The organism is Pectobacterium actinidiae (assembly GCF_000803315.1).
GTDB lineage: Bacteria > Pseudomonadota > Gammaproteobacteria > Enterobacterales > Enterobacteriaceae > Pectobacterium > Pectobacterium actinidiae.
The window spans coordinates 300482-321060 of record NZ_JRMH01000001.1 but is presented as its reverse complement, the minus strand read 5'-3'; the positions used below and the strand labels follow the sequence as shown (position 1 = coordinate 321060).

Annotated in this window: 10 protein-coding genes; 3 read left to right on the top strand and 7 right to left on the bottom strand. The window is 55.9% G+C overall.

Features of this window, described 5'->3' with window-relative positions:
* Positions 1-115 precede the first annotated feature (115 nt).
* Complete coding sequence (locus KKH3_RS01390) at positions 116-3193, bottom strand: type I polyketide synthase (protein ID WP_039355147.1); 3078 nt, start codon at positions 3191-3193, stop codon at positions 116-118.
* A 446-nt stretch (positions 3194-3639) separates the two neighbouring features.
* Here KKH3_RS01390 and KKH3_RS01385 point away from each other — a divergent pair, with 446 nt between their 5' ends.
* Entirely contained in the window at positions 3640-4149 is a 510-nt protein-coding gene (locus tag KKH3_RS01385) for a GNAT family N-acetyltransferase (protein WP_039355145.1), read from the top strand.
* 160 nt (positions 4150-4309) lie between these two features.
* Here the strand turns inward: KKH3_RS01385 and KKH3_RS01380 are convergent, their stop codons facing one another.
* Positions 4310-5212 (bottom strand): LysR family transcriptional regulator, encoded by a 903-nt coding sequence (locus tag KKH3_RS01380; RefSeq protein WP_039355142.1) that lies wholly within the window; start codon positions 5210-5212, stop codon positions 4310-4312.
* A gap of 128 nt (positions 5213-5340) precedes the next feature.
* Here KKH3_RS01380 and KKH3_RS01375 point away from each other — a divergent pair, with 128 nt between their 5' ends.
* Both KKH3_RS01375 and KKH3_RS01370 read left to right on the top strand, forming a co-directional pair.
* Positions 5341-5604, top strand: coding sequence for a DUF2798 domain-containing protein (locus KKH3_RS01375; protein ID WP_039355139.1), 264 nt, complete (start codon positions 5341-5343; stop codon positions 5602-5604).
* A gap of 125 nt (positions 5605-5729) precedes the next feature.
* Entirely contained in the window at positions 5730-6923 is a 1194-nt protein-coding gene (locus tag KKH3_RS01370) for an SEL1-like repeat protein (RefSeq protein WP_234991483.1), read from the top strand.
* A 418-nt stretch (positions 6924-7341) separates the two neighbouring features.
* Here the strand turns inward: KKH3_RS01370 and KKH3_RS01365 are convergent, their stop codons facing one another.
* From KKH3_RS01365 to KKH3_RS01345, 5 genes are read right to left on the bottom strand one after another with little or no spacing between them, the layout of a single operon-like run.
* A complete protein-coding gene (locus KKH3_RS01365) occupies positions 7342-9444 on the bottom strand; it encodes an amino acid adenylation domain-containing protein (protein ID WP_039355136.1) in 2103 nt (700 codons plus the stop codon).
* Entirely contained in the window at positions 9441-15758 is a 6318-nt protein-coding gene (locus KKH3_RS01360; protein WP_039355134.1) for a non-ribosomal peptide synthetase, read from the bottom strand. The genes KKH3_RS01365 and KKH3_RS01360 overlap by 4 nt, the downstream gene beginning before the upstream one ends.
* Positions 15759-15780: 22 nt before the next feature.
* Positions 15781-16551 (bottom strand): 2,3-dihydro-2,3-dihydroxybenzoate dehydrogenase, encoded by a 771-nt coding sequence (gene dhbA, locus KKH3_RS01355; RefSeq protein WP_039355131.1) that lies wholly within the window; start codon positions 16549-16551, stop codon positions 15781-15783.
* A 5-nt stretch (positions 16552-16556) separates the two neighbouring features.
* Positions 16557-19700 carry a non-ribosomal peptide synthetase gene (locus KKH3_RS01350; RefSeq protein ID WP_039355128.1) on the bottom strand — a complete coding sequence of 1048 codons (3144 nt, stop codon included), beginning with the start codon at positions 19698-19700 and terminating at the stop codon, positions 16557-16559.
* Positions 19697-20572 (bottom strand): isochorismatase, encoded by an 876-nt coding sequence (locus KKH3_RS01345; RefSeq protein ID WP_039355126.1) that lies wholly within the window; start codon positions 20570-20572, stop codon positions 19697-19699. The genes KKH3_RS01350 and KKH3_RS01345 overlap by 4 nt, the downstream gene beginning before the upstream one ends.
* Positions 20573-20579 lie beyond the last annotated feature (7 nt).

Below are 20579 nucleotides of genomic sequence, written 5' to 3'. Positions count from 1 at the left end.
CAGCAGTATCGATAAGGCGGCGTCAGGCAAGGGTCCCCCTCAGGGGAGTGATGCGCCTGATAACCTGTCGTTACGTCATGAAATCGTTATTGTTGGCTGCATCCCTGCCACGTGATTACCCGCTCAACTTTGCGTTGAGCTCTTCCAGTGACAACCCCTCTGTCAAGCGTAATAGCTCCGCCATCTCAGGATCTTCTGCTTCGGTGGTAGCCTCAATGGATGGCTGCCCGGCCTGCGCAGTGTCAATTTGTGCAGCAATGCCACGAATCGTGGGATCCTCAAATAACACTTCAATACTGAGCTCGACGCCCCACAACTCCCGCACCTGTGAAATCAGCTGAATCGCCACTAACGACGTGCCACCGAGAGCAAAAAAGTCATCGTCATGTTGGATGTTGTCCATACCGAACAATTCCCGCCAGATGGCGGCCACACGTCCCTCAGTCCCTTCAACCTGCACATAGGATTGAACGACGGTTCCCGCATCATCAGTAACGCTAACGGGCGTAGCCTCCATTTCTACCGCAGGGACCGCCGTTGGCGCGTGATGGGGATAAATACGTTCAATCCAGTAATGTTGCCGCTGAAACGGATAACCCGGTAAAGCGATACGTTGCCCGTGCGTTTCCGGCAAGTTAAGCGACACGCCGTGAGACCACAGCAGGCCAATGCCTGCCAACCAGGCGTGCATATCACCACTTTTTTCTTTGGGATGACGAGAAAGTGCCACTGCGCGCTGCGGGTTAAGTAGCCGCATTTGAGACTGTGCCAGGCTGGTAAGTACCGTGCCAGGTCCGCACTCCACCAGTACCACATCAGGGCGAGCCAGCAATTGCTGAAGTCCCCGATTAAACTGCACGGTACTACGCAAGTGGTCGCGCCAGTAACGTGGGCTAATCGCCTCATCTGGCGTAATTTCTCGCCCTGTCAGGTTAGAAATCCAATGCCCTACAGGGGAATGACGCTGGCATTTTTCAACCGCGGCTTCAAAGGCGTCCAGTACCGGATCCATCATCGCCGAGTGAAAGGCATGCGAAGTCATCAGCAGTCGGGTGTTCACACCAGAATCGTTTAGTGCCTGCTGAAGGGCAGTAATCTCCTCTTCAGGGCCCGCGACTACCGACAACTCAGGTCCATTAACCGCCGCCAGTGAAAGTGCGGGCCAGTCGCGCAGCAAAGCAGTAAGCGGCGCTTCCGCCAGCGATACGGATAACATTCTCCCCGGCTCTGCCTGTTGCATTAATTGACCACGTGTTGCCACCAGAGTCAGAGCCGCATCAAGGGTGAACACACCACATAGCGTCGCTGCCACCAGCTCGCCTACACTGTGTCCCAGCATATGGCTGACCTTCACCCCTTGCGCCTGTATGGTGCGCGCCATCGCATACTCAATACAGAACAGCGCAGGTTGCGTCACCGCCGTGCTGTTTAACCATGCCAGTTGCACATCATCTGGTGTGCTTTGCGCCATCAGAGGGTGTAGGTCAAGGCCACATTGTTCTCGTAACATGCTGAAACAGTGGCTAATTTCATCACGAAACGTGGGTAACGTCTGACAGAGTTGCTGAGCCATTCCCCAGTACTGCGATCCCTGCCCCGGAAACAGTAACGCCACGTCGGGTGACGCCAACGCCTGCGCAGGTTTATTGAGCCCGCGTTGGAGTTTTTCTTGTGCCTCTTCGATGGTGCTGGCGGTAATGGTTGCTCGCCAGTCGAAGATTTGTCGCCCCTCACGCAGCGTGTGGGCCACATCCTGTAAGTGGGCCGTGGGCTGCTGGTGTAAATGCTCTGCCAGTTCATCAGCCGCTTGCTGTAATGCAGCCTTACTGCGGGCTGATAGCGTCAGCAGGCACACCTCATCGTCAGAGCCTGCCTGTGATGCTTTTTTCGGTGCTTCTTCCAGAATCAGATGCGCATTGGTTCCCCCCATACCGAAACTACTGACCGCGGCACGACGTGGATGTGCGTCCGTTTCTCCCCAAGGCGCGAGGGTGGTATGAGGATAAAACGGCGTCTGTTCGAAAGGGATATTGGGATTAGGACGGGTAAAATTGATGGTCGGCGGAAGTTGCTTATGGTGTAAGGCCAGTGTGGCTTTGATCAGCCCGGCAATACCCGACGCCGCCCCCAAGTGCCCCACATTGCCTTTCACTGATCCGAGTGCGCAATAGCCTTTACGCGATGTTTGCGACTGCCAAACGCGGGTCAGTGCTTCAATTTCAACCGGGTCGCCAAGTGGTGTACCCGTACCGTGCGCTTCCACCAATTGAATGGTTTCTGCCGATACCTCTGCCATGCTCAGCGCCTCAGCGATCACTTCAGCCTGACCCTGTACGCTGGGAGCGGTAAAGCCAACTTTATTTGCCCCGTCATTATTAATGGCGCTGCCTTTGATCACCGCGTAGACGGTGTCGCCATCACGTTCAGCCTCTTCCAGCCGTTTTAACACCACCACACCGAGACCATTACCAAATACCGTACCTGCGGCATCGGCATCAAAGGGGCGGCAATGCCCATCCGGTGACAGCAAGCCTCCCGTCTGCCACGGATAGCCCGTTTCCTGATCGGCCAGCACGGATACACCACCAGAAATCGCCATATCACATTCGCCTGCTAACAGGCTCTGTACCGCAGTATGCACGGCGACTAGCGAGGTTGAGCAAGAGGTCTGAATCGCGAGACTCGGGCCACGCAGATTGAGCTTATAAGAGAGTCGGGTGGTGAGGTAATCCTTCTCATTGCCATGGCGCACCGCCATTTCGCCCAAAGAAGCGATCAAACCGGGCTGACTATAGATATTCAACAAATAGCTGCTGGAAAAGACCCCAGCATACACACCAATGCGTCCATCATAGCGCTCAGGCACATGCCCAGCGTGTTCCAGCGCATGCCAGCAACATTCCAGAAAGAGCCGCTGTTGTGGATCGAGGATCTGCGCTTCACGCGGAGTGAGCTGAAAAAATTCGGCATCAAATTGCGAAATGCCATCCAAACAAAACCCAGAGCGAACGTAATCTCTATCGGCCAGCTGTTTCTCTGCCACCCCATTTGCACGCAATGTCGCATCATCAAAGTACGTGATGCTCTCCTGTCCATGACAAAGATTTTGCCAAAACGCGGCAAGATCAGGCGCACCGGGGAACCGACCACTCATACCAATAATGGCAACTTCATTACCGTTCAGTTGAGACACAGGATACTTCCTCTGGTAAGTTGTATTATAACCATCCCTTAACTTTAAGTTTAAAAAAACTACAATTAATCAACATAAAAATAAAGGATTTTTATATAACATTTATCGTGTTATTTATTAAAATACTCATATAAAAGGGAAAAAATAAAAAACCAGATAGTTAGGATGCTATTAAATATAAATTAACCTTATGAAATAAAATCTAGCGCATCATCCCTACTTAACAATCATTAAAAAAATATTGCGCTGCTTTTGGGTCGAATTTCTGATTCTTTTGCTAACAATCATCGCAACGGTGTTTGTATTCTTCTACCAAAGCCTGCCTGAGACCGAAGGTACGGTTAGGTGACAAACATTGAACAGCCAGATAGCGCTGGCACGTGACATAGACAAGACGTTGTTATTTAGCACCTTGGTAATTATTCAATGAAAGCCGTGAGGACATAATGAAAATTGAGCAATTGAGTACGCTATCGGAAAGCCGTGATGAATTAGTGACCTTATTGAATGATTGTGTGGAAAGTGGTGCGTCCATCGGCTTCCTTGCACCACTGGAAGCCGGTGAAGCAGAACGTTACTGGCAGGGGGTTGCCGCCGATCTGGCAGAAGGCGGTCGTACGTTATTGATTGCACGTGAAGCAGGACGCATCGCAGGCGCAGTGCAGATTAGCTATTGTCCAAAGAAAAACGGCATCCACCGTGCTGAAGTGGAAAAACTGATGGTGCATACGGCATTTCGCCAGCGCGGCATTGCGCAGCAATTAATGGCTGAAGTGGAGCGTCAGGCACAGGCTCATCAGCGCACCTTATTGGTTCTGGATACTCGCACCAATGACACCGCTTCCATTTTGTATCGTAAATTAGGCTATCAGGAAGCGGGCCAAATCCCGCAGTTTGCCCGCAGCTCCGCAGGTACACTGGATGGCACAACCTTTTTCTATAAATTACTCGAATAAAGGCGACGTAGAGCATTGGCGAATAGTTTCAACAATCAGGGCCAGCGCGACAAACGCGGTTCAACGCCTCCGGCGTTTGTCCGAGTCTGGCACCACTAATTTAAAAAACTATCCTACATTAACTGTATTTATCCAGAAAATCGCTGCGTCTTCGTTCGCCTTAAATCTCAGCCTCTAAAAACGCGATAAATGCTCTTACCTTTGAATTCAGTGCCGAACGTTCATTGACACAGGCATAGATATTCATCGGTAAAGACTCTATGCGGTTACCGTTACCGTGGTCTGCGCAGAACAAAGGCGTGAGTTGACCACTGTCTATCAACGGCTGAGCAACAAAGCTTGCCAGACGAGTAACGCCGCCTCCGTTTGCTGCTATTTTTGCAATAATATCAATATCATCACTGATAAATTTAGGGTTGAGCTTCACGTTAACAGGTTGTCCGTTGACCATGAATGTCCAGGGAAGAAAACGTCCATCTGTGGGATAGCGGAAAACCAGACAGGCGTGCTGGCTGAGTTCTTCGGGTGTCTGAGGGATGCCCGCACGATCCAGATAGGCCTGAGCCGCGCAGAATATAAAGGGCAGCGATGCGATTTTTCTGGCAATCAACTGATCGTTCAGTTGTGCCTCGATTCGGATACTGACGTCAACGCCTTCCAACCGATGGTTGACGTTGCGATCGGTACTTATCAGTTCGATATCAATATCGGGGAAAGACGCTTTGAAAGCAGGCATCAGTGGAGCGATAACGTACCGACCAAATGCGGCAGTCGTCGCGATGCAAAGCGGACCTTGCAGTTTGGTTTCACTCGCAGCAGCCTGTGAAGCGAGCTCGATGTCATGTGGAATATGACGTACTTTCTCGAAATAACGTTTACCGTTTTCGGTTAATGTCATGCTACGGGTGGTGCGCGATATCAGGCGCACACCCAAATGTGTCTCAAGCCGGGAAAGGCTCTGGCTTACCGCCGCTGGACTCATACCTTTAGCTCGTGCTGCCGCGGCGATACTGCCGTTTTCCACCACGCGGATAAAATTGCTAATCAGCCCTAACACATCCATCTTATCCTCAACGCTTGATTCGTTACTTTTATTTAATAATGATTAAAGCATAGCTGCTCTACTACCATCTTGGTTAGCTTGATAGGTTAGCAACCGTTTCACTCACCGTTGTTAACCAGGATAACTTGATGACTAATGCTGTTACTAAAAATACCCCGAAATTCCGCTTCCCTAAGCACACTTCACCCTACGTATTTGCTCTTTATATGGCGACCATCATGGCATTTCTGATGTGTCTGGTCATCATTCTGGCCGAATTTGGAATGGGGCCACATTACATGGAAAATGTGATGAATGCCTATCAGGTTGCCATGCCTGCCGCTTTTGTTTGCATACTGATTGTCCGCCCTATTGTTACCCGGTTGGTAGGCTTGACTGTTCACGGTCACTGAGCTATTCAATACGCCATTTCGTTCTCCCACATTAAGCTTGCGAGCCCGCCTTTCGCTCCTCACCGACTATCAGGCTGAGTCATGCTGTAACATAGAACACTGCCATCATTATTGATGGCACATCTATGTTATCTGTTCGCCTTAAAACCGCTCGCCAACGAGCACATCTTACGCTTGAGCTTGATGCGGATGTTCGTGCCAAGGTACTACGCAAATATGCCAGTTTCCTCAGCACCTATGCTCGAACGAACGAAAATGGCGATATCCACTGGAATAAAGCCGATATGCAGTTGGCCTATGACCTGATGGTTGAGGCCTGGCAAGTTGACCTTCCTGAATCACACCCGGATGAAGGTGCGCTTGATACCTTAGTAAGCTGCATCAATTTTGCCGGTATCGAAGATAGCTTTAATTTGATGCCAAAATTTCTGGAACGCTGTCAGGCATGGGCAGATTCAGCGTATGAAACCACTATCGCGGCGCTCGCCAGCAAATTTGGTTTCTATGGCATCGCTCAAGGGCAGTTCGATAGCGATGCCTTACTCGCCCGTTGTCGCACCATCGAATCCGATGTCAATTTTGGTCAAGCTGCTGCCAACCTGTTCGAGTCCGTTTCCGAAGAAGCAGGCGTCTTTCTATTACACGAAGCGGCAAGTTGGGGCGAGGTGTCTTCCATGGCCTCACTCGGTGATCTCTATTCCGGTTACCTCTCCCGTATGTACGGCCGCGATGCTTCACCTTATGAAGATCACGAAAAATCACGCTATTGGAAGAACGTGTCGGCGGAGAAAGGCCATGTCGTTAGCATGTATAACGTGGCCTATAATCTGGTCAATGAAAATGACACGCTGACGCCGGAACAATATCAGCGAGTGAGTAAACTGCTGTTCAGCGTACTGCGTAGCCCTAACCTGGGCAGAGAAGTGTGGGAACGCTCAGCAAGGGTATTGAGTACGCACTTACTGTTTAGTGATATTCCTGAAGATCAGCAGCGCTGTGTGGATGAGGTCCTTCCCCTATTGTGGGACGACGAAATGGATGAAAACCGCGACTATGCAGCGGCCTACTATGCGTACGCTTTCCGCAACGGCGCGGGCGTGACCCAGAATAGCTATCTGGCTAAAGTGTGGATCGATCGCGCATTGGAAATTACCCCCGACAGCCAGTACAACCAAGACCGCGCGAACGAAATCTATCAACGGGGCGGTATGCTGGGTGGCGTCCGCGCGAAGATGGGCTTCAACCGCGATAAAGCGCAAATGGATGCACGTGGACGCGCTATCACGTTTGGCGATGACGCCCATCAGGAGCACCAGTAAACCGCGACTTCCCCCTTCTCATCATGCTGTTTTATATAAAATAATATAGCGATGGGACAGGGGGATGATCGTTACCCGGCGTAAAAAATTATGCTGAGGAGATAGCAGGCTTAGGATGAGCCGCATGGACGCGGCGAAAGCTTGCGCCACGTCGGGAACGTGTCGCAAGCGGTCCGTTAAGCCTGATACCGACGAAGGCATCGCGCAGCGACATAATTTAGCCGGAAGCCAGGGTTCACAGGGCGACGGCAACTGAGCCGCCCTGTGTCGGGCGCGTGCTACGAGGTAGCATGAAAATCGCGGTATTGTGGCGCACGAAACCTTATCCGTATTCACATAGAATGTGACTAAAAAGCCGCTCATCGCGGAGAAATCGCGGCATCATGTTACTCGGGCAGCAGCGCTGCCCCTCTTACGGTCAGACGTCCGTAAGGCGTTTGCGATCCACTTTACCGCTGCCGGTTTTCGGCAGCTTGTCGAGTACCACAATGCGCCCTGGCACCATATAAGCCGGTAAAAACTGATGCAGCTGTTTGCGCAGCGCCAGTTTGGTCATCTCTGAGCCCGGTTTATATTCCACGTAGCCAACCAGCACAGCGTCATCTCCTTCTCCCTGAAGTTTGACGGCCGCATCCTGCACGTGTTCGATCTGCTTCAATTGCGCCTCGATCTCTCCTAGCTCGATGCGAAATCCTCGTAATTTCACCTGATCGTCGAAGCGACCAAGATACTGATAACGATCGTCCGCCAGCAGCCGGACTTTGTCGCCGGTGCGATACATTCGCTGACCAGACTCCACCTGCTGAATAAAACGATCCTGCGTCAGATCGTCACGCTGCCAATATCCGCTACTCAGCGCTTCACCGAGAATGCACAGTTCGCCAACCATCCCTTCCTCTAACGGATGGCGATCGTCATCGATCACCACGTGCTGGTAGCCCGCCAGGGTGTTGCCCAGCGCGACCGTGTGTTGGTTCTCCAACGCGGCTCCATCGATCTGCGCCATCTGCGACCAAATTGTCGCTTCGGTTGGCCCATAGCAATTCCATAGCGTCCTGCAACGACTAACCAGACGCTGCGCCAGTCGCAGATCCAGCGCTTCGCCGCCGCACAGCGCGACCAAATCGGGTTTACCCTGCCAGCCCGCTTTGAACATCATGCGCCAAAACGCGGGCGTGGCCTGCAATACGTTGATGTCCGACCGAGCCTGCAAATACGCCGCGACCGCCTGCGGATCTTTATATTCTTCATGTGTGGTCAGATGCAGCACACCGCCGACCCACAGCGGCGCAAACACTTCCAGCATGGAGATATCGAACGCCAGCGTGGTAATCAGCAACCAGTTGGTTTTATCCGTTAAAGCCAGCCGCTCTGTGCTGGCATGAATAAAGGTTTGCAGCGCCCGCTGACCAATCACAACGCCTTTCGGTTTCCCCGTCGAACCGGAGGTAAACATCATGTAGGCCGCCGTTTCCGGTCCACCAACTCGCGATAACTGTACGCTTGCCGTGGAATCACTGGCTGCATACGGTAAATCGCAGAGGTTCAATATCGGGCAGTCAAACGCCAGCGAGCCACCGGTATAACCGTCCTGCAAGACCGCCGCTAATGCCGCCTCCTGCTGAATCGCCTGTAACCGTTCCCCCGGAAAATCCGGCTCCAGCGGCACAAACGTTACCTGAGAAAACAGGCAGGCCAGCAGCGCCGCCACCGTGTCAGGCTGACGACTTAGGTGCAGCCCCACGCGCTGACCGGCAGTCACCCCCTGTGCAGCCAGCGCCTGTTGAATCAGCGCCACGCGTTGCAGCAGTTCCCGATAGCGAATGTCGCGCGCCTGAAAGGCAATCGCCACGCCATCCTGACGCGCTTCCTGCGTAAGGCGCGCCAGCAGTTCATCGTGCAGCGCGTGCGTCGTCGCCTGATGCGGTAACGGCACCACCCGCGGACTAAGACGAATCTGCGCCAGCCGTTCCCAGCGTGCGGTCAGTAGACCATCAAGTAGCTGTGTGAAATGGCGTGTAATGCGCTGTAACTGCCGATTATCGAACTGTCCGTCAGGTGCGGTCAGAATGACCCAATCGTTTTGAACCTGAACGATCAGCGCCACGTTTTGCGCCACAGCGGGTAACGATGCGATATCCCCCACGATCAGCAGGCTGCTAAACAACGTATGCTGGGTGTCTGCTGTCAGAATCTCTGACGCAGACTGCGGATCGCACGACGATCCCACTGCGGCGATCCACTCGCTAACCAGACGATCGCGCTGTTGAAAATGCGCGATCAACGGCCTCACGTTGTCAGGAAGATCGGCCGTGACGAGCGCCGCACACACTTGCTCTTCACCGCTGTATTTGTACAGTAACCAGCTCCACGCTGCGCTCACCAGCGACGCGGGATAATGCTTAATTAGCTCACTGCTGTGCCGCTGTTCACCGTGTGCGGCTCCCACCCGCTGCCCGAAGGCCGTGGGCTGTTGGATATCCGCCAGCGGTTTCCCTACGGCTTCATCGTTCCCTGTCATGACAGCGTTTCCTCATTGGCGGTAACCCTCGACTGTGCCAGATACCCGCTCAGCGCCTGCGGTGAAGGATAGCGTTGTAATAACGCCACACTCACCGGCTGCGCTAACGCACGACTTAATGCCTGTGCCAGCGCAATACGCTGGAGCGAATCGACGCCACTTTCACACAGCGTCTGCGACCAGAGGCCGGATTCACTGAGTCTCAGCGTCTGCGCCCACACGCGCAGCAGCGATTGAGCAAACGGCGTATCAGGCGGGTTAGTGCGGCTATCCGGCGTGACGGCCTGCTTCACCGCCGCATCGGTCACCTTGTTGTGCGCAACGATCTCTGCTGGCTGCTGCGGCGCACTATTCACCAGCGCTACCACCTCATCACGCCAGCGCATTAGCACCCGCCGCGCCTGCGCGCTGTCCAGCACATCGGCGTCAAACTCGAAGCGCAGCAGCATGCAGCCCACCTGCTCACGCACCACCAGGTTCAGCGGCATCTCGACTTTTTCATAGGCGGCTGAAAACTCGGGATAGAGCCGATGCGGATCGTCAGCGCGTTCGTCACGCTCAGCTTTCGCACCGGGATAGTTTTCATAAATAAACAGGCTGTTGAACAGACGTGAGCGTCCGGCCGTCAGCGCAATCAGCGACTGCGTGGCATGCTGGTTCATCGCCATCAGTTCATTCTGCAACTGCACCAGATGCTGTTGCAGCGATACCGGCTGCTGCCAGCTCAGCGCCAGCGGCAGACTGTTGATGTACAGACCCACGCTGCTCGCCACGTCTTCCACCGGACTTTCCCTACCCGACAGCACGTTACCGACAATACTGACCACATCGCCGGTCGAGCGCGCCAACAGTCGGTGCCAGGCATATTGCGCGATAATACTGTGCGTAACGCCGACTTCACGGGCAAAGGCGGTTAACGTCGCCTGCTCCTGTTCGTTCAGGCTCACGCCGGTGACCTGCGGTTCAACCTGCGTCAAATGCTGACTGAGATCGGCGCGTTTCCCCGCCGCCGCAAACAGCATAGCGACATCGTTCGTCTGCGCCAGCAGCGGCTGCCGCTGCTGCCAGAAAGCGTCGACGGCAGGCTGCTGCGCCACGGCGTGCAGCGCATGATCCACATAGGCACGATCTACCTGAATCGCAGGTGTTTCACCGCGCATCAGCAGCAGATAATCTCGGTGCACCGCACCCAGCAGCTGTGGCCCACTCCAGCCATCGATGATGCTATGGTGACAGCTCAGGATCACCCGATAGTCCTGCTCGTCCACACGGAAACAGGCGATGCGCAACAGCGGCGGCTGCGATAAATCAAATCCGGTGCGTAAATCCTGCTGACGATAGCGCTCGATGACCGCATGCGGATCGGCCTCCTGCGCCACATCCTGATAGTAGAAAGGCAGTTCTGCCTGCTTCACAAGCACCTGTACGCTGGCACATTCACTTTCCAGCGCGGCACGCAGCGCCGGGAAGCGCTGAATCTGGCGCTGCCAGGCCTGACGATAGCCTTCCACATCCAGCGCCTGCGCATAGCGAATCGGCGTTTGCAGATGATAGGCATCATCCTGCGGACAGCGTAGACGGTGATACAACATCGACTGCTGGAGCGATGACAGCGGCAACAAGGTGTCGATGTCATAACGCTGCGACAGGCTGTCGAGCTGCGTCTGGCTCAGATTGACCGCCGGGAAATCGCTGGGGGTAAAGGCCATTCCCTGATGTAGCTGTGCCAGACAGGCTGCCGTCATCGCCCGCAGATTCTCCGTCAGTCGCAGCATCAGGCGTTCACTGTCACGCTGGTTGAGGCAGCCGACCTGACGCAGCGTTAACTGCCCGCCCGTAATGCCGCCGTGGAGACTAATAATCTCCGCCGGTTTATTCTCCGGCGAGACGCAGCAGCCCGGTGCGACGTCTACCGGACGCCACGTGCCAGCAGCCTGAACCGACAGCCCGAGATAGTTGAACACAATCGGCGACAGCGTGAGCGCACTGCCCTGCGGATGATGGTAGCGCAGCGGGTTAAACCCAACGCCTTTATCCGGCACCTGACGCAGCTGTTCCTTGCTGGATTTAATCAGGGCAGCCCAGTCAGGCTTATCTTGCAGGCACACCGGATAGGTGCTGGTAAACCACCCCACCGTACGGCTGACATCCAGCGTCGGATCAATCGCTTCGCGGCCGTGCCCTTCCAGCATGATGCGTGCTTTGTCGCCCCAGCCGAGATCGTTTAAGGTGCGGGTCAGTGCCGCCAGCAGCAAATCGCTCACTTCGGTATTAAAGGCTCGATTGGCCTCACTCACCAGTTGACCCGTGGTTTCCGCATCCAGCGTCAGAATCGCGGCGCTGGCATAGCCTTGCGGATCTTTCGCCGCCAGCAGCGCCGTCTGATCCACGCCGTCTTCCTGCGTCTGCCAGTACGCCAACTGTTCCGCATGCTGTGTGGCGTAGTGATGCAGCGCCGTGCCCCACTGGCGGTAGCTCGACGTTTTCGGCGCCAGCGCTTCACCGAGGTACAGCCGCTCCAAATCGTCAACCAGAATGCGCCAGGACACGGCATCAATCACCAAATGGTGGAAAGCGAGGAACACCGCCGTGTCCGCCTGCGGATGATGCCGCACCAGCGCACACCCCATCGTTCTTCCCTGCGCGGGATCGAATTCACTCTGCAACGCGGTAAACGCCTGTTGCAGGCCATCATCACCAAGCTGGCGATAATCCAGCGTCGACACCACAGGGCAAGGCACATCCGTCAGATAGCGTTGCCCATCGGCATCACAGGCCAGACGCAGCGCGTCATGCTGCGCCATCAACGCCTGCAACATCGTGGTCAGGCGTTCGGTATCCACGTCAGGCAGTTGGATCATCGCCGCCTGATTCCAGTGCTCTGGGCGTACCAGCGGTTGTTCCATAAACCAGCACTGAATCGGCAGCAGCGCGAATTTACCTTCCAGCGTGCCCTGCTCTGCGACAATGCCGGTGTCACGGTTATTCTGTGCCAGCACGCGACATAAACGCCGCACGCTCTTCGCTTCGAAAACGTCTTTCACCGTGCAGACATAACCCGCGCTGCGCAGGCGGGTGGTCAGTTGAATACTGAGAATGGAATCACCGCCTAAGCGGAAGAAATCATCTTCAACGCCCAGCGGCGTATTCAGCACGCTGCGCCAAATCGCCAGCACGTCCGCTTCCAGCGGATTATCAGCTTCGCCGTCCCCCTCGCTGGCTTCTATCACCGGCGGCAACTGTTTCGCATCGAGCTTACCGTTCGGCGTCAGCGGCATATCTTCCAGCAGAATCAAGCGGAAAGGCACCATGTATTCCGGCAGGTGCTTCGCGACATCAATCAACACAGCGGCAGGCTCAGGTGTCGTGCAACCTGCTTTCACCGTGCCATAGGCGACCAGCGCCGGGCGATTCCCCACTTGCGCCACGATGACTTTAACCTGTTTCAGGGACGGACAGACCGCCGCCAACTGTGCCTCGATTTCACCCGGTTCAATGCGATAGCCACGCAGCTTGATCTGCTCATCAATACGGCCACAGTATTCATAGTCACCGTTATTCAGCAGTCTGGCTTTATCACCTGTGCGATAAATGCGCAGCGTCGCCGTGCCGTGTTCGACATTATTCACGTCATTCAGCGTGATGTGTTCAAAGCGGCTGGCCGTCATTTGTGGCTGGTTGAGGTAGCCACGCGCCAGCCCAAGTCCCGCAAGACACAGTTCACCCGGTACGCCCGCTGGACACAGTTGCCCGGCCGCATCCAGAATCAGAGCCTGAATATGAGTAAGCGGTTTACCGATAGTGACAGGCTGGCCTTTGCGCAGCCGGGTACTCAACGCGGTGACGGTACACTCCGTCGGCCCGTACATGTTGTACAGCGCCACCTTATCGGCCCAGTTTTCCACTACGGCATTCGGGCAGGCTTCACCGCCCATGCCAATCGCCTGAATACCATTAACCTGCTGTGGATCGAGAATCGACATCAGCGCCGTCGGCAGGATCAGATGCGTCGCGCCCGCCTGTTCGGCCTGCACAATCGCCCGATCGTTGGGTTCGCCAAACGCCAGCGTGCCGCCGCTGCTCAGCGGCAGCAGCGTCGTCATGTTACCGGCGTCAAACGAGAGCGACATGCAGTTGAACATCGTGCTTTGCGGCGTGAACGCGATGCGATCGCGATGATCGTCCAGCAGATTGATCAGCGAACCGTGTTCGATCATGACGCCCTTCGGCAAACCAGTCGATCCCGAGGTGTAGATCACCTGTGCCAGTTGCTGTGCATGGCGCGGAATGGCTGGCGCTTCATCACCCGGCAGATCGTGCCACTGCGCGACAACCGTAGGATCGGTCAGATCGATGCACTGTTCGGCTGACCACTGCGCCAGCTGCTGCCCATCGCCGCCGAGAATGACGGAAAGATTCGCATCCGTAATGATGTGGCGCAGCCGCTCCGGCGGATAGTCAGGATCCAGCGGCACATAGGCAGCCCCCGCTTTCCAGACGGCCAGCAGCGCAACGACAAAATAGCGATCGCGTTTCGCCAGCACGCCAACCAGCGACTGTTCGCCCAGCCCCTGACGGTGCAGCCAGTGCGCCAGCTGATTCGCCTGCCTGTTCAATTCGGCATACGTCAATGTATCCGTGCGCTGTTCACCATCAAAAGCAATCGCCAGTTTCTGGGGATCGCGCAGCGCCATCGCTTCAATCACGTCAGTTACGGTCAGCTGTGGCTGCGGATAGCTACGCGGCAGTTGCTGACTTTCCGCCAGCACGGCAGCAAACCGCTCCGCTTCCATCAGCGGCAGGTGCCAGACATCGGTTTCCGGTGCCTCAACCACGGCCTCAATCAGCCGGATAAAGCGGTCGGCGTAATACTGGATCGTCTGGCGCTCAAACAGCGCGGTGGCAAACAGCCAGTCCAGCCGCACCTCGCCCATCAGCTCCGTCACCTTGACCGAAATATCGGTCTTGGCAGGCAGCACGGGCGAGGTTTCTTCCGCCGCATCACAACCGGGGATCAGATCGTTGAAATCTACCTTGGCCTGATACACCAGCATCACCTGGAAGATCGGGTTGATCGCGGTGGTGCGATCGGAGCCGATCGCCTCACTCAACGCCTCAAAACGATAGAGCTGATGATCGAAAGCTGACAGATCCTGTTCACGGCAATATTGCAGGTAATCCACGAAGCTCTGGCTGTCCTGCAACTGGGTGCGCAACACGATGGTGTTAACGAAAAATCCAACAACATCTTCGATATCCGGCCGCTCGCGATAGGCCAGCGGCGAGCCAATCACGATATCTTTCTCACCGCTGATACGCGCCAGCATCAGGGAGAATACCGCATGCAGGCCAATGAAATTAGACGTGTTATAGCGCTGGCACAGGCGTTTGAATTTATCCCACAGATCGTTGTTGATCGCGGAGAAGATCACCTCACCACCGCTGTTCTGATGCGCCGGACGTGGTTTATCCAGCGGCAGGCTGTGCACTTCGGGGATCCCCGTCAGCCGCTCAACCCAGAACGGTTTGAATTCGTTGTGGTAATCCAGAAACGAGGCGGAATTAAACCAGTGGGCGTAATCGATATAGTTAAGCTGGGTCGGCTCGACGGGATAAGGCTGGCGATTTTGGCAAGCCAGAAAAGCCGGTTTGAAGTCCGAGAACATATTCTTCACCGACCAGCCGTCGGAAATAATATGGTGCTGGGTGATCATCAGAACGTGCACCCGTTCACTCATCTTCACCAGCCGCACGCGGGTGAGATCGCCCGCCGTGAGATCGAACGGACGGCTGATTTCTGCTTTCACCTGCTGCTGTAAGCGCCCTTCCCGTTCGGCTTCCGGCAACGGCGAGAAGTCATCATGCTGTATCACAAACGGTTGATACGCATCGATACGCTGTTCGCCCTTGCCTTGTTCATTGACCACAAAACGGGTGCGCAGGCTGGCATGGCGCTGCGCCAACGCGTCGAAAGCAAATTCCAGCGCGGCCACATCCAACGGGCCGGTCAGGCGAAAATAGACCGGCATATTATAGAGGTGTGATTGCTCTTCGTACTGCTCGATAAACCACAGCCCGCTTTGCGATGACGACAGCGGGCCAGACGTGGCATTCTGCGGCGTGATGGGATGCTCAAATGCCTGCTGCGCCGTCAGGCAGCGCACGATGGCGTCTTTGTTTTCCTTAATCGTGCGTCCAATCTCTGCCGTGATCGCGTCTTTATTGGACTGCGAAATCAGTTGCCCCTGTGCATTCAACGCCAGACGCACACCCTGCCGTTCCAACTGCTTTAACAGCGTTACGATATCTTTCATGACTTGTCACTCTCTCAGCAAATCAGGCCGTCAGCGTTGCCCCGCCATCCACCACCACGTCCTGCATGGTGATGTGGCTGGCCAGATCGGAAGCCAGAAAAACCACGGTATTGGCAATCTCTTCCGGCTGAGCGATCTTGCCCAGCGGAATCCCCAGTTTGTACTGGTCAGGAAAGCCCGCGATAGTGCGCTGCTCGGCACCGGCGCTGTGCCACATGCCGCGCTGCATCGGCGTGTCCGTCGAGCCCGGCGACACCAGATTGCAACGCACGCCGTAAGGTGCCAGCTCCAGACCGGCACAGTGAGACAGGCTGGCGAGCGCCGCTTTCGACGCGCAGTACGCCGCCATTTGCAGGCGGGGCACGTGTGCAGCATTGGAGCCGACGCAGACAATCGCGCCACGGCGCTGCTGTTTAAAATGCGGCACCAGCGCGTTCAGCAGATAAAACGCGCCAGAGGCATTGACGTTGATGCACTGGTGCCAGTCGTCCACGCTCAGCGCATCGATGTCACCCAGGCGCAGAATCCCGGCGGCATTGACCAGAACGTCAAGCCCGGTTTCCGCCAACTGCTGGCGACACACCGCCGCCACGCTGTCCGGCTCGCTGATATCCAGCGTCACGCCGCGGAACGGATAATCGTTATGTCGGAATGCGCGATCAAAGCCGATCACGTTCGCGCCCAGCGCGACAAACTGGCAGGCAATGCTTTCGCCAATACCGCTCGCTGCACCGGTGACCCAGACAGTCTTGCCGCTGAAATCAAACTGAAGAGGTTGTGCCTTGTTCATCATTTTCCCTACCACACCATTTCCACGCTGTTCTCATCCTGTGACAGCCTGTCGTCCAGATAGCGGCAGAAGTCGCTGAGCTGGGGATGATCGAACACATCAGATACTTTGATGCTGACGGAAAATTCTGCGGCCAGGCGATTGACGATCTGGATGGTCTGCAATGACTGCCCGCCCAGTTCGAAGAAATTATCCCGCGATTGGATCCCCGACACGCCGAGGATCTGTTGCCAGATTGCGCTAACCCGGTTCTCGGTTTCACTCGCTAACGCCTGCGCAGGTGCCTCATCGCGGTATTCCGCCAATAGCCGTTTGCGATCGACTTTGTTAGAACCGGTTTTCGGCAACTGGCGGAAGGCGCGGTAATCGGTCGGAATCATCGCAGGTGGCAGTACGCTACTCAGGCGTTGCTTCAGCGCACGAGCGTCGATCTCGCCCGCTTTTGTGGCGACAAACGCCACCAGACGCCGCACGCCGTTCGGGTAAACAATGCCCTGTACGCAGGCTTCATCAACGTCCGGCTGCGCCAGCAGATGGGCTTCGACTTCCCCCGGCTGGATCCGGTAGCCGCTGATTTTAAATTCGTTATCCATACGGCCGAGGTACAACAGCTGTCCTTTTTCCCGCCGAACTCTGTCACCCGTGCGATAAGCCGGAAGATCTTGATCGCCCACGGCAATATGAGTAAACGCCGCGTGTTCTGTGCCGATGTAACCTGCCGCCAGCGTTGGCCCCAGTAGCACCAGTTCCCCTTCCGCCGTTGGGCGATCGCCTGCCGCCAAAATCAGCGCGTTGACGCCCGCCAACGGTAGACCGATAGGAAGCTGCGCCACGTCGGCAGACTGCGTTTGCAGATCGCAACTGGTCGCGACTACCGTGGTTTCGGTTGGGCCATAGGTATTGATTAAGCGCAGCGTATCCGGTGCATGACGTTGCCACTGCGCCAGCTGTTCGGGGTACACCGCTTCACCGCCGATGATGATGGCACGCAGTGCGGAAGGCATGGCTAGCGTGCCGGTTTTCAGCCCTACCACCCATTCATTCCAGAATGCCGTTGGCAGATCGAGCAGCGTAATCGCCTGCTCTTCGACCTGTTCGACAAAGGTCGGTATCGACTCCAGCATCTCGTCGGTGCGCAGCACCAGCGTCGCACCGCTGGTCAGCGTGGCAAAGATCTCTTCGATGCTGGCATCAAAGTTAAACGGGGCAAATTGCAGCACGCGATCCGCCGCACGCAGGCCATAGCGCTGACGTGCCGCCGCCGTGAAGTGATCCAGCGCGCTGGCACCGATCTCCACACCTTTCGGCAACCCGGTCGATCCCGATGTGAACATGACATAGGCAATCTGTCCGTCTCTCGCTTCCACTGGCGGCAGCAAGGCAGCCTGTGCGTTGGATGACAGAAGATGCCCCGCCAGCACGATCTCGCCGGAAAAGACCGACGCCAGACGATGCTGGTAGTCCGCCTGCGTGACGATCGTATGCAGATCGGCAATCTGGATGATGTGCTGCTGACGTTCACGCGGCTGTTCAGGATCGAGCGGCACATACACCGCACCGCACTGCATCACGGCCAGCAGGCAAATGATGGTTTCAGGGCTACGGTTCAGCATGATGCCGATGCGTTCGCCGGGCTGAATGCCGCGTTCATGCAGCGCCGCGGCAGCCTGGCCGCTCAGATCCAGCAACTGCTGATAGCTGTACTGCCGATCGCGCTGCGTCAGCGCCAGATGGTTCGGGTTTTTACGCGCCTGCTTGGCGATCGCCGTCAGAACCGGCTCAACGAACGGTTCAGGCTCGCGGCTGGTAATCAGCGCCAGTTCGCGTTCTTCACGCAGCCAGCGACCCAGCAGCTCGCCGCTAGTCTGCTGCGGCTGTGCTAACCAGCGTTGAAGCAGCGTGAACAGGGTTTCTTGCAGGCTGGCAAGCGCTTCCGCACTGTAACAGGCTGGGTTAGCATCAAAATCCAGCACCGGTGTGCCATCCGGTTTGAAATGGATCTCGATCGTCAGATCTTCTACTGGCCCGGCGCTAAGATTCAGCGTGCTGGACGACAGCGATCCGTAATTGAGCGGATGATCGAACGGCATGATATTGATCAGCGGACCGAAGAGGCGCTGTTCGCCGCCGACGCGATTCAGATCGCGTCGTAAATGCTCATAGCGATAATGCTGATGCCGACGCAGCGTACGCTTGGTACGGGCAACCTGCTGCGCCAGTGTGACAAAATCCGCCTGCTCATCCACCTGAATGCACAGCGGTACGATATTCATCTGCATGCTCGGCACCGTCAGCGAAGCGGAACCGATACGGTTCATCACCATCATGCCGAACGTCAGCCTGTCGCTGCCGGACACCAGCTTGAGGTGCGTCGCCAGCATCGCCAGAAACAGATCCGGCCAGCTGATTTTATTGCCTTCACACAGCGCCGTCAGCGGCTGCCAGATATCTGCTGGCAACACGCTGCTCTGGCGCAAAAAACGTGCCGCGATCGGGGCTTTTTTCTCGCTGAAACTGGCCGGCTCCGGCATTGTGTTCAGCGTTTCCAGCCAGAAATCACGCGCCTGCGCCGTCTGCCCGCTGGCATCACGCTGCTGTTCTTCTTCCAGCACCGCGCTGAACGGGCCGAACTCCGCCACCGCCACGGGTTGTCCCGCCGTCAGCGCGGTGTAAATCTGGGCGATTCGCTGAAACAGCATGGTGGTGCCAAAACCATCCAGCGCAATGTGGTGAACGCAGCTGTAGAGAAAATCACGTTTTTCACCGCACAGCAGCGCAAAGCGGCAGGGTAGTCCGTTCAGCAAATCCAACGGCTGGGCGATTTCCTCGCGCGCCCACTGGCGTATGGTTTGCTCTTCATCCGTCATCGGCGCGGGTAGCAGTTCTGCAATCGACAGCACGCCGACAGGCGCCGGTAACGGAGAAGCCACAAAGCCAACCTCCGGCTGATCGACCTCTTTCCCCTCGACTTCGACAAACTGGCAGTACAGGCACTCGCACTCCATGACTGCCTGACGGATCGCGCTTAGCATGGCTTCAACATCAACCTTGCCATCGAACGCGATGCACTCCGCCGTGTTGAACGTCGCCTTATCATCGTTCAGGGCGTGGCCTAACCATAACCCACGCTGCGCAACGCTCAACGGCTTCATAATGCGGCTCCCTGCTGCTTTTCGATCAACGCCCACCAGGCATTCAGACTGGGGTTACGAGCCAGATCGACAAAGCTCAGCGTTACACCCTGATTGCGCCATTCGGTCAGCAGCGCCATCATGCGCACCGAATCCAAACCATAGTCGATCAGGTTTTCATCTTCATCGAACTGATCTTCGTCTTCGTCGATCAAGGTCAGCAGGTGCGCTCTCAATCCTTGTTTCGTCAGTGCCTGTGCCATTTTTGCTCCTGTGAGTTCTGCCGTGCTAACCACCCGTCCAGCGCGCGTCGCCACATATTTCAGCGCCATCTGGTGTTCCTGAAGTGAGAAATCCGCCACCGCATCGCCGACCATGAACGGCTTGATGTCACGCATGAAGGCATCCGTTGCGGTAATCATGCAGCCGATATGCCCGTAAACACCGCAGATAATCAGCTGATCTTTACCCATTTCCTTCATCATCGGTTCCAGCGGCGAACGGTGGAATGCGCTGTAGCGCCACTTCACCAGCACCGTGTCGTGCTCATCCGGTGCCAGCGCGCTGACAACACGCTGTTTTTCAGGATGATTATTCAGCCCTGCGCCCCACATGTCGTTCAGCAGCGCCCGGTCGGCCGCGCTTTGTGCATTCGGCTGCGCGGTATACACCACCGGAATCCCCTGAGCTTTGCAGTAGGTTCGCAATGCCACAATGTTCTCAATCAGCTGCTGCGCCAGCGGGCTGTCCGCGCCATAGAAATTCACGAAATAGTCCTGCATGTCGTGAATCAGCAGCACCGCGCGTTCAGGTTCAAACGCCCAGGAAACTTTGTTTTCTGGGAAATCCTGTGCGCGCGGCAGGGGATAAGAAGCAATAGAAGGGATTGCCATCACAAAA